The sequence below is a fragment of the Bradyrhizobium sp. UFLA06-06 genome, assembly GCF_054820065.1.
Map to the genome: position 1 here is coordinate 256,272 of NZ_JADFUD010000002.1, position 11,092 is coordinate 267,363.

The 11,092-nt window shown below is 65.9% G+C and carries 9 protein-coding genes and 1 pseudogene; 3 read left to right on the forward strand and 7 right to left on the reverse strand.

Annotated elements, in window-relative coordinates; genetic code table 11:
- Positions 1-104: 104 nt before the first annotated feature.
- From cimA to cysS, 3 genes are read right to left on the reverse strand one after another with little or no spacing between them, the layout of a single operon-like run.
- Positions 105-1,703, reverse strand: a complete 1,599-nt coding sequence (gene cimA / locus IF803_RS03035; RefSeq protein ID WP_461191220.1) for a citramalate synthase — start codon at positions 1,701-1,703, stop codon at positions 105-107.
- A complete protein-coding gene (locus IF803_RS03040) occupies positions 1,700-2,206 on the reverse strand; it encodes a GNAT family N-acetyltransferase (protein WP_028344562.1) in 507 nt (168 codons plus the stop codon). The genes cimA and IF803_RS03040 overlap by 4 nt, the downstream gene beginning before the upstream one ends.
- The gene (gene cysS / locus IF803_RS03045) at positions 2,203-3,618 is read right to left on the reverse strand and encodes a cysteine--tRNA ligase (RefSeq protein ID WP_028344561.1); all 1,416 of its coding nucleotides are present in this window, start codon (positions 3,616-3,618) and stop codon (positions 2,203-2,205) included. Before cysS ends, IF803_RS03040 begins: the two co-directional genes overlap by 4 nt.
- A gap of 295 nt (positions 3,619-3,913) precedes the next feature.
- Here cysS and IF803_RS03050 point away from each other — a divergent pair, with 295 nt between their 5' ends.
- Together IF803_RS03050 and IF803_RS03055 are read left to right on the forward strand one after the other, a co-directional pair.
- The gene (locus IF803_RS03050; protein WP_304500268.1) at positions 3,914-4,237 is read left to right on the forward strand and encodes a hypothetical protein; all 324 of its coding nucleotides are present in this window, start codon (positions 3,914-3,916) and stop codon (positions 4,235-4,237) included.
- 143 nt (positions 4,238-4,380) lie between these two features.
- On the forward strand, positions 4,381-5,526 hold the full coding sequence (locus tag IF803_RS03055; RefSeq protein ID WP_461191221.1) for a DUF2865 domain-containing protein: 1,146 nt from the start codon (positions 4,381-4,383) through the stop codon (positions 5,524-5,526).
- 7 nt (positions 5,527-5,533) lie between these two features.
- On the opposite strand, the gene IF803_RS03060 is transcribed toward IF803_RS03055, so the two are convergent.
- The 3 genes from IF803_RS03060 to IF803_RS03070 form a co-directional block, all read right to left on the reverse strand.
- Positions 5,534-7,285 carry an NAD+ synthase gene (locus tag IF803_RS03060; RefSeq protein ID WP_461191222.1) on the reverse strand — a complete coding sequence of 584 codons (1,752 nt, stop codon included), beginning with the start codon at positions 7,283-7,285 and terminating at the stop codon, positions 5,534-5,536.
- Positions 7,286-7,433: 148 nt separating this feature from the next.
- Positions 7,434-7,787 carry a diacylglycerol kinase gene (locus IF803_RS03065; protein ID WP_028334253.1) on the reverse strand — a complete coding sequence of 118 codons (354 nt, stop codon included), beginning with the start codon at positions 7,785-7,787 and terminating at the stop codon, positions 7,434-7,436.
- A 30-nt stretch (positions 7,788-7,817) separates the two neighbouring features.
- On the reverse strand, positions 7,818-9,206 hold the full coding sequence (locus tag IF803_RS03070) for a class II 3-deoxy-7-phosphoheptulonate synthase (protein WP_028334252.1): 1,389 nt from the start codon (positions 9,204-9,206) through the stop codon (positions 7,818-7,820).
- A 151-nt stretch (positions 9,207-9,357) separates the two neighbouring features.
- On the opposite strand from IF803_RS03070, the gene IF803_RS03075 reads away from it, so the two are divergent.
- Positions 9,358-10,284, forward strand: coding sequence for an alpha/beta hydrolase family protein (locus IF803_RS03075; RefSeq protein ID WP_461191223.1), 927 nt, complete (start codon positions 9,358-9,360; stop codon positions 10,282-10,284).
- Positions 10,285-10,871: 587 nt separating this feature from the next.
- Here IF803_RS03075 and IF803_RS03080 read toward each other — a convergent pair.
- Positions 10,872-11,018, reverse strand: a pseudogene (locus tag IF803_RS03080) (cupin domain-containing protein); the annotation flags it as partial.
- Positions 11,019-11,092: the final 74 nt, after the last annotated feature.

Consider the following 11,092-nt stretch of genomic DNA (forward strand, 5'->3'; position numbering starts at 1 on the left):
CTCCCTCCCCGTTGTCATTCCGGGATGGTCCGAAGGACCAGACCCGGAATCTCGAGATTCCGGGTTCGCTGCTTCGCATCGCCCCGGAATGACGGCTCAATCACTCAAGCCTGTGCGCCCGACTTCACCAGCTTGTAAAACACCGAATCCATCAACGCCTGGAACGAGGCGTCGATGATGTTGGGCGAGACGCCGACCGTGGTCCAGCTCTCGCCGGTCTCGTCTTCGCTTTCGATCAAAACGCGCGTGACCGCCTCGGTGCCGCCATTGAGGATACGCACGCGGTAATCGATCAGCTTCAGGCCATCGATATATTTCTGGTACTTGCCGAGATCCTTGCGCAGCGCGACGTCGAGCGCGTTGACCGGGCCGTTGCCCTCGGCGGCCGAGATCAGCCGCTCGCCGTCGACATCGACCTTCACCACCGCGAGCGCCACGGTGACGCGCTGGCCGTTGGCGTTGTAGCGCTGCTCGACATTGACGTCGAACTGCTCGACCTTGAAATATTCCGGCACCTTGCCGAGGGTGCGGCGCGCCAGCAGGTCAAACGAGGCGTTGGCGGATTCATAGGCAAAGCCCGCCGCCTCGCGCTCCTTCAACTCCTCGACCAGCCGCGTCAGCCGGGGATCGCTCTTGTCATAGGCGATGCCGGCACGGTCGAGCTCGGCCATCACGTTGGAGCGGCCGGCCTGATCCGACACCAGCACCTTGCGGTGGTTGCCGACCAGTTCCGGCAGCACATGCTCATAGGTCTGCGGATCCTTCATGACCGCGGAAGCATGGATGCCGGTCTTGGTGACGAACGCGCTCTCGCCGACATAGGCCGCGTGCCGGTTGGGCGCGCGGTTCAGCATGTCGTCGAGCGTGCGCGACACCTTCATCAGCGTCGCCAGCTTCTCCGTGGTGACGCCGATCTCGAACTTGTCGGAAAACTCCTGCTTCAGCTTCAAGGTCGGGATCAGCGAGCAGAGATTGGCGTTGCCGCAGCGCTCGCCGAGGCCGTTGAGCGTGCCCTGGATCTGCCGCGCGCCGGCCCGCACCGCGGCGAGCGAATTGGCGACCGCCTGCTCGGTGTCGTTATGGGCGTGGATGCCGAGATGGGCGCCCGGCACCTGCGTGACGACGTCGCCGACGATGGTCTCGATCTCATGCGGCATGGTGCCGCCATTGGTGTCGCACAGCACCACCCAGCGGGCGCCGGACTGGTAGGCCGCCCTGGCGCAGGCGAGCGCGTAGTCGCGGTTCTCCTTGTAGCCGTCGAAGAAATGCTCGCAGTCGACCATCACCTCGCGGCCGAGCGCCTTCGCGGCCGCGACGCTGTCGCGGATCGAGGCGAGGTTCTCCTCATTCGTGGTCTCGAGCGCAACGCGGACCTGGTAGGCCGAGGACTTTGCGACGAAGCAGATCGCATCCGCCTTGGCCTCGAGGATGCCGGCAAGCCCCGGATCGTTCGACGCCGAGCGGCCCGGCCGCCGCGTCATGCCGAAGGCGGTGAAGCGCGCGTGCTCGAACGCAGGCTTCTTGCTGAAGAACTCGCTGTCGGTCGGATTGGCGCCGGGATAGCCGCCCTCGACATAATCGATGCCGAGCGCGTCGAGCATGCCTGATATCACCTGCTTGTCCTGCAGCGTGAAGTCGACGCCGTTGGTCTGCGCGCCGTCGCGCAGCGTGGTGTCGAACAGATAGAGGCGCTCGCGGCTCACGCGTGGCCTCCCGGGGTGGCGACACCGTCGAGCTGCTTCTGCATCGTGGTGTTGGCAAGCCACTCGTCGTTGATGGTGACGGAGTTGCGCTGTTGGGCGACGTAGCCGCGCTTACGGAAGAATTCCAGCGCGGTGTCGCTGGCATCGACCTTCAGGGTCTTGGTGCCCCGGGCGCTCGCGATCTTCTCCAGCGCATCGCACAGCGCGCCGCCGACACCCTGCCCGACCGCGCTCGGATGCACATAGAGCATGTCGATGAGATCGGCGCCCTTCAGCGAGGCGAAACCGACCGGCGCGCCCTGCAAGGTCGCGATCAGCGTGAGCTGACCGGCGAGCTTCTTGCCGAAGGCCGCCTCGTCGTCGGCGGCCATCGCCCAGGCTTCCTGCTGTGCCTCGCTGTAGTCGTCGCCGGTCAGGTCCATGATCGAGGCAGCGAAGATCGCCGCCAGCAGCGGCGCGTCGTCGGGCAGATACGGGCGGAGTGCGGGTGCGGAACGGCTCATCGCGCGACCTCCCAGGTGGTGATCGGCTTTCCTTCGGCATCCTTTCCGTCCTTGATCGCAACGCCCATCGCGGCGAGCTGATCGCGGATCCGATCGGACTCCTTGAAATCCTTGCGCGCCCGCGCCGCGGTGCGCTCGGCAATCAGCGCCTCGACAGCTGCGGCATCGACGCCGCTCGCCTGCTGCTTGCGCGCCTCCCACGCAGCCGCGCTCTCCGAAAGGAAGCCGAGCAGCCGGAGCGAGCCGGCAAACTCCTTGCGGCTCTGTTCGCTGCTCGACGCAGCACTGCGCAGGCCGTGCAGCACCGCCATCGCCTGCGCGGTGTTGAGGTCGTCGTAGAGCGCCTCGACCATCGCCGGCGACGGCGCGCCGGGCTCGGCGTCGGCCGCGACCGCGTACCAGTCGTCGAGCGTCTTCGCGGCCTCCTCTGTGGCCTTCACGGTCCAGTCGAGCGGCGAACGATAATGCGTCTTCAGCATGGCAAGCCGCAGCACTTCGCCGGGCCAATCGGCCAAGAGATCACGGATCGTGAAGAAGTTGCCGAGCGACTTCGACATCTTCTCGCTTTCGATCTGCAGGAAGCCGTTATGCATCCAGACATTGGCCATGCGGTCGGAGTGGAACGCGCAGCAGGTCTGGGCGAGCTCGTTCTCATGGTGCGGGAACACCAGGTCGATGCCGCCGCCATGGATGTCGAACTTCTCGCCGAGATGCTTCCAGGCCATTGCCGAGCACTCGATGTGCCAGCCGGGACGGCCCTCGACCTTGATGCCGGCCGGTGACGGCCATGAGGGCTCGCCCGGCTTCGACGGCTTCCACAGCACGAAGTCGGTGTTGTCGCGCTTGTAGGGCGCGACGTCGACGCGGGCGCCCGCGATCATCTCGTCGAGCGAACGCTTCGACAACGCGCCGTAGCGCGGCAACATCGAGTTGGCCGCGTTCATCGCCTGCGGTGAGAACAGCACGTGATCCTCGGCCACATAGGCAAAGCCACCGGCGACCAGCTTCTCGATGATCGCGCGCATCTCCGGGATATGCTCGGTCGCGCGCGGCTGCACGGTCGGCGGCAAGCAGCCGAGCGCCGTGACATCGTCCTGATACTGCTGGTAGGTCTGCTCGGTGACCTTGCGGATCGCCTCGTTCAGCGGCACGCCGGGATAATCCCGCGCGGCGCGGACGTTGATCTTGTCGTCGACGTCGGTGATGTTGCGGACATAGGTCACGTGATCGGCGCCATAGCGATGGCGCAGCACGCGAAACAGCACGTCGAAGACAATAGCCGCGCGGCCGTTGCCGATATGAGCGAAGTCATAGACCGTTGGTCCGCAGGCATACATGCGGACGTTGTCGGCATCGAGCGGCACGAACGGCCGCTTCTCCCGGGTCAGCGTATCGTAGAGGCGCAAATCCATGGAAACCGTTCCCTTGCGGCCGGGCGGTCCAATGCTCTCATGTGTTGAGAAAAGACGGCCTCAGCCAGCGAATCGCTAGCTCATAATCTCGCGGCAAATGCTGCAGATGGCGAGGTGGCCGTTCATGGTTCCACCATGTCTCACGGCCCCTTTATCGCGTCAAGGGGCTGTTTTCGGGCGGTTTGCCGCCCCGCCCCGCACCGAAATCACGCCGACGCCCTCATGGTTAATCATTATTAAGGATTTGGGCGTATCCGGACGCATGCGGATTCCCCGCCATTTTCATCGGTGCACCATGCGGCCCATTTCAGCATTGATTGCCTGCACGCTCGTCCTTGCTCCGTCCCTCCTTGTCTCCTCGGCCGCGTTGGCCGACAGCCGCGTCTTCATCGTCGCCAACCAGGCCGACGGCTACGGCATCGACCAGTGCCTCGCCCGCGGCGATCGCTGCGGAGCCTCCGCCGCCCGCGCCTATTGCCGGTCACGCGATTTTGCGCAGGCCACCAACTACCGCCGCGTCGATCCCGACGAGATCACCGGCGCGGTTCCGCACGCCGCGAATGAAAAATGCGGCGGCAACAGCTGCGGCGAATTCGTCGCCATCACCTGCCAGCGTTGAGCCAAGCCGCTGGTCGGGCGGGGTTATTGCCACACCGGCGCCCCGGAAACGACGTGACGCTGCCCCGAGAAACGGCTATTGCAGCGGCCTTGCCCGCGCGCTTTGGCGTTGATCGCCGCGCGGCGTCGTTCTAATGGCCGGATATGCCCAATAGCTCCCGTTCTCGCTTCTCCTGCTGGTTTCTGACGTGCGCCGTGCTGGCCGGCATGGCCCTGCCCGCCACGCATGCCCTGGCGCAAGTGCCGCCCGGCCCGCCCGGTCCGGCTCCGCAAGCCGCGCCGCAGCCCAATCCGCAGGCCAATCCGATGTGCGGCCGGCTCGAAGGCCAGCTGGCGGCGATCGACCGCGGCGGCGGCTCCGGCGATCCGGCCAAGGACGAGCAGATCCGCCGCTATCAGGACGCAGCAACCCGCCAGCAGGGCGAATTGGATCGCGTGACGGCGCAGGCGCGGCGTATGGGCTGCGACAGCTCCGGGTTCTTCTCGCTCTTCAACAACAATTCGGCGCAGTGCGGTCCGGTCAACACCCAGATCCAGCAGATGCGCGCCAATCTCGACCAGATCACCGCCAATCTCGAGCGGCTGCGCTCCGGCGGGCTCGGCGGCGCCGACCGCGAGAACCAGCGCCGCTCGGTCCTGACCGCGCTGGCGCAGAACAATTGCGGTCCGCAATATGCCGCGGCCGCGCGTGGCCCCGGCAACTTCCTCGAGAACCTGTTCGGCGGCGGTGGCGGCGGCAATCCCAACAATCCGCTGCCCCCGCCCGATGCGCAGTATGGCGCCCAGTCCGGCACCTTCCGCACCGTCTGCGTCCGCACCTGCGACGGCGCCTATTTCCCGATCTCGTTCGCAACGGTGCAGGCGCGCTTCGCCGCCGACGAGCAGATCTGCAAGGCGCAGTGCCCCGCCGCGGATGCCAGCCTGTTCACCTACCGAAATCCCGGCGAGGACATCAACCAGGCGGTCTCGATCAGCGGTGTGTCCTACTCGTCGCTGCCGAACGCCTTCAAGTACCGCACCGAGTTCAATCCGTCCTGCTCCTGCAAACCGGCCGGCCAGAGCTGGGCCGAGGCGCTGAAGGCGGTCGACGACAAGGCGTCCGCCGAGCAGCAGGGCGATATCATCGTCACCGAGGAGAGCGCGCGAAAGATGCAGCAGCGCGCCCAGACCAAGGCCGCCGCCGGCAAGAAAGGCGCGCCCGCAGCCGCTGACGCCACGGCACCGGCGGCCGCGCCGGCGAGCGACGGCCAGATCCGCACCGTCGGCCCGACCTTCATCCCGAAGCGGTAAGAAGAGCTCAGCCCTCGAACGCTTCCGCCGACGCGCGCGAGGTGCGCGCCACCAGCGTCTCGTCGGGCGCCGGCAGCGCCTTGCCGAAATCGCGGAAGCGGTTGGTGATGGGATAGCGGCGGTCGCGGCCGAAATTCTTCCGCGTCACCTTCACCCCCGGCGCCGCCTGCCGCCGCTTGTATTCGGCGATGTTGAGCAGGCGATCGACCCGGGCCACCACGTCGCGGTCGAAGCCGGCTTCGATGATGGTCGCCAGCGGCTCCTCGCGCTCCACCAGCCGTTCGAGGATCGCGTCCAGCACGTCGTAGGGCGGCAGCGAATCCTGGTCGGTCTGGTTCTCGCGCAACTCGGCGGTCGGCGGCCGGATGATGATGTTGACCGGGATCACCTCGCCTGACGGCCCGAGCGCGCCGTCCGGCTTCCAGCCATTGCGCAGGCTCGACAGGCGGAACACCTCGGTCTTGTAGATGTCCTTGATCGGATTGAAGCCGCCATTCATGTCGCCATACAGCGTGGCGTAGCCGACCGACATCTCCGACTTGTTGCCGGTGGTCACCACCATCGCGCCGGTCTTGTTGGAGATCGCCATCAACAGCGTGCCGCGGGCGCGCGCCTGCAAATTCTCCTCGGTGATGTCACGTTCCAGCCCCTTGAACACCGGCGCCAGAATCGTCTCGAAGCCGTTCACGGCATCGGCGATCGGCAGGATCTCGTAGCGGATGCCGAGCGCTGCGGCGAGCTTGGCGGCATCGTCGAGCGACACCTGCGCGGTGTAGCGGAACGGCAGCATCACGCCGCGCACCTTGTCGGCGCCGAGCGCATCGACCGCGATCGCCGCGCACAGCGCCGAGTCGATGCCGCCGGAGACGCCGAGCAGCACGCCGGGAAAACCGTTCTTGCGGACATAGTCGCGCAGGCCGAGCACGCAGGCCGCGTAATCGGCCTTGTCGCCCTCGAGCTGCGCCGTGATCGGCCCCGAGCAGCGCCAGCCGTCGGCGGTCTTGCGCCAGGTCAGCGTCGTGATGCTCTCCTCGAACGCCGGAAGCTGCGCCGCGACGGAGAGATCGGCATTCAGCGCGAACGAGGCGCCGTCGAAGATCAGCTCGTCCTGGCCGCCGACCTCGTTGAGATAGACCAGCGGCAGTCCGCTCTCGGTGACGCGTGCGACCACGATCGACAGCCTGAGGTCGGCCTTGTCGCGGGCATAGGGCGAGCCGTTCGGCACCACCAGGATCTCGGCGCCGGTCTCGGCGAGACATTCGACGACGTTCTCGTACTCTTCGGACTCCTCGAGCCAGATGTCCTCGCAGATCGGCACGCCGATGCGCACGCCGCGCACCGTCACCGGGCCCGGCGCCGGGCCGCGCGCGAACAGCCGCTTCTCGTCGAACACGCCGTAATTCGGCAGATTGGCCTTGAAGCGCAGCGCGGCGATGCGGCCGCCGTCGAGCAGCGCGCAGGCATTGTAGAGCTTGCCGTCCTCGACCCAGGGCGTGCCGATCAGCATCGCCGGGCCGCCATCCCTGGTCTCGCGCGCCAGTTGCTCGATCGCGGCGCGGCAGGCCGACTGGAACGCCGGCTTGAGCACCAGATCCTCCGGCGGATAGCCGGCGATGAACAGTTCCGACAGCACCACGAGGTCGGCGCCGTCGGCCTTGGCCGTCTCGCGCGCGGCGCGCGCCTTCGCGGCGTTGCCGGTGACGTCACCGACCGTCGGATTGAGTTGCGCCAGGGTAATCTTGATCTGTTGTTCGCTCATACGCTTAAGTTGTCCTGCACAACCGCAAACTTCAATCACCTTCCGCTCATGGTGCGATTGCAGAAATCGCACCATGACCGGCGAGAGCTTCTTTTGAGCATGATCTGATCGGAAAACCGGTTCCCACTTTTCCGGATCCTGCTCGGGATCAGAACGCGCCCATGCGTTCGGCGAGGGCGAACAGCCAGAACAGGCCGGCCATGACGAGCGCGACGCCAACCGCGGCCGAGCCCATATCCTTGACCCGCCCGATCTGCGGATCGTGATCCATGGTCAGGCGATCGGCGAGCTTCTCGATCGCGGTGTTGAGCAGCTCGATGACGAGCACCAGCACCACGGTCGCGACCAATTCGACCCGGCGCATCACGGTGGCGCCGACCAGCCAGGCCAGCGGCAGCGACAGCGCCAACGCCACCACCTCCTCGCGAATCGCCTGCTCCGAGCGAATGGCGAATGCCAGCCCGTTGCGCGAGTTGATGGTGGCTCGCCAGAACCTCAGCAAGTCACGGCCCCCAAAGTCACCTGCCCCAAATCACAACCCCGCAGCGGCCGGCATCGGTTTGACCTTGCCGGCGCGCTCCTGCTTCAAGAGCTCGGCGATCAGGAAGGCCATGTCGATCGACTGTTCGGCGTTGAGGCGGGGATCGCAGACCGTGTGGTAGCGGTCGTTGAGGTCCTCATCGGTGATGGCGCGCGCGCCGCCGATGCATTCGGTGACGTCCTGTCCGGTCATCTCGAGGTGCACGCCGCCGGCATGGGTGCCTTCGGCGGCGTGGATCTGGAAGAACGACCTCACCTCCGACAGCACGCGGTCGAACGGCCGCGTCTTGTAGCCCGAGGTCGAGGTGATGGTGTTGCCATGCATCGGATCGCACGACCACACCACCTTGCGCCCTTCCCGCTGCACGGCGCGGATCAGGCCCGGCAGATGGTCGCCGACCTTGTCGGCGCCGAACCGGTTGATCAGGGTCAGGCGCCCCGGCTCATCGTCGGGATTGAGGATATCGATCAGCTTCAACAGCTCGTCCGGCTTCAGCGACGGGCCGCATTTCAGGCCGATCGGATTCTTGATGCCGCGGAAATATTCGACATGGCCGTGATCGAGCTGACGGGTGCGGTCGCCGATCCAGATCATGTGGCCGGAGGTCGCGTACCAGTCGCCGGTGGTGGAATCGACCCGCGTCATCGCCTGCTCGTAGCCGAGCAGCAGTGCCTCGTGGCTGGTGTAGAAATCGGTGGCGCGCAGCTCGGGATGGCTCTCGAGGTCGAGGCCGCAGGCGCGCATGAAGTTCAGCGCATCCGAGATGCGGTCGGCCAGCTCCTTGTAGCGGCGTGACTGCGGCGAATCCTTCAGGAAGCCGAGCATCCACTGATGCACGCTGCCGAGATTGGCGAAGCCGCCGGTCGCAAACGCGCGCAGCAGGTTCAGCGTCGCGGCGGATTGGCGATAAGCCATCAGCTGGCGCTGCGGATCGGGAATGCGCGCTTCCGGCGTGAAGGCGATGTCGTTGACGATGTCGCCGCGATAGCTCGGCAGCTCGACATCGCCCTGCTTCTCGGTCGGCGACGAGCGCGGTTTTGCGAACTGGCCGGCGATGCGGCCGACCTTCACCACCGGCAGCGCGCCGGCATAGGTCAGCACGACCGCCATCTGCAGCAGGACGCGGAAGAAGTCACGGATGTTGTTGGCGCCGTGCTCGGCAAAGCTCTCGGCGCAGTCGCCGCCCTGCAGCAAGAAGGCCTCGCCGGCGGCGACCCGCCCCAGCGCCTTCTTCAGGCTGCGCGCCTCGCCCGCAAACACCAGCGGCGGAAAGGTCGCCAGCTGGGCCTCGACATCCGCCAATGCCTTGGCATCGGGATAATCGGGCACCTGCAGCACCTTCTTGGCGCGCCAGCTATCGGGTGTCCACCGCTCGGACATGAGGTCAACTCCTGAGCAAAAACCGCAACTTAATCACGGCACGACGAAAGCCCGGCTTATACACAGGCCCCCGCTTTCCCGCTAGAAGGATTCCTGCAATCTGGTCAAGCCCTTGCAGGGAAATCCGAATTCGCATTTGGTAGAGCATAGCATGAATGCCGGGGAAATCGCCGTGGCCTCCGCCGCGCTGGACGACGTTTTTAGCGACGACATCGTCGTGCCGGCCGCAGATGGCTATCCGCTCGCCGCGACGCTGTTCCTGCCGCGCGGCACGCGGCGCCACGCCGTCCTGATCAACTCGGCGACCGCCGTGCCCCGCAAGGTCTATCGCGGCTTTGCCGGCTACCTCGCCCGCCGCGGCGCGGCGGTGCTGACCTACGACTACCGCGGCACCGGCGATAGCCGCCCGATGGCGGCGACCGGCCTCAACAAGCCGAAATCGCTCGCCGGCTTCAAGGCCACGATGGCGGACTGGGCCGCGCTCGACGCCACCGCGGCGGTGAACTGGATGCGCGAGCGCTACCGCAACCTCCCCTTCGCCTATGTCGGGCACTCCTTCGGCGGCCAAGCGCTCGGGCTCCTCGCCAACAATGCCGAGATCCCGCGCGCGCTCCTGATCGCCTCGCAGGCTGCCTATTGGAAGCTGATGGCCTCGCCCGAGCGCTACCGCGTCGTCGCCTTCCTGAACGGCGTCGGCCTGCCGCTGGCGCGCACGCTCGGCTACCTCCCCGCCTGGGCCGGCCTCGGCATGGACCTGCCGAGGGGGGCGTTCGAGCAATGGCGGAGCTGGGTGATGCGGGAGCGCTATCTGCTCGATGATGCCACGCTGACGGCGCGCGAAAATTTTCCGAAGTTCAAGGGCAAGCTCCGCGCGCTTGTCATGACCGACGACACCTGGGCAACGCGGCCAGCGGTCGAATTGCTGTGTTCCGCCTTCACGTCGATCACGCCCGAGATCATCTCGATCCGTCCCGCCGACGCCGGCGCAAAAGCGATCGGCCATCTCGGCTTCTTCCGCAGCGAACACCGCGATGCGCTGTGGCGCTGCGCTGCGGAGTGGATTGAGGCGGAGGGGTAGACGCAACACTCTCCGGCGTCGTCCCTGCGAAAGCAGGGACCCATACGCCGCGGCCTTTGTTGTCGTCGGGACTCGTCGTTCCAGCGCCGCGCAACAATTGAGATTTGGGGTAATGGCTCCTGGCCTTCGCCAGGACGACGATGAGGATGGTTCTCGCGCGATGCGATGCACCGCTGATGCGCAGCTCATCTCGCTGTCATCGCCCGGCTCGACCGGGCGATCCAGTATTCCAGAGACGCTGGTGCTTGAACCGAGAAGCCGCGGCGTACTGGATCATCCGCATGCGCGGGCGATGACACCAAAGAGAATGAGAGCTCGCTGCTCATTCCACACGTCGTCCCTGCGAAAGCAGGGACCCATAACCACAGGGCTGCGTTGTTGAAACAGGCTGTGGCTCCAGCGCAGCAAGCCAGCTGACGTCGGCGGCTATGGGTCCCTGCTCTCGCAGGGACGACACCGCATGTATTGCGCTGCCGGTGAGTCATACTTTCGCATTCGCGCGACATGGATCGCCCGAGCCTTGCTCTTCAACTCGGGGCCGCGGTCAAAATGATGGGCATCGCTTCGCTCCACCCATCCTGCCAGTTTCACACCACTTTCCTTGCCGCCGCCGTCGCCGCATCACCTGTGTTCGGCGTCCCGGTCGGCTCGATCAGCAGCAGATGGACCTCCTCCCGTGCGACCGGACGATGCTCGACACCTTTCGGCACGATGTAGATCTGGCCGGGAGTTAAAGCGGGATGGGTTTAGGTTGAATCGATTTGGGATTCCCAAATCAGTGTGTTTCTGATTCACCATGCTGGCTGGA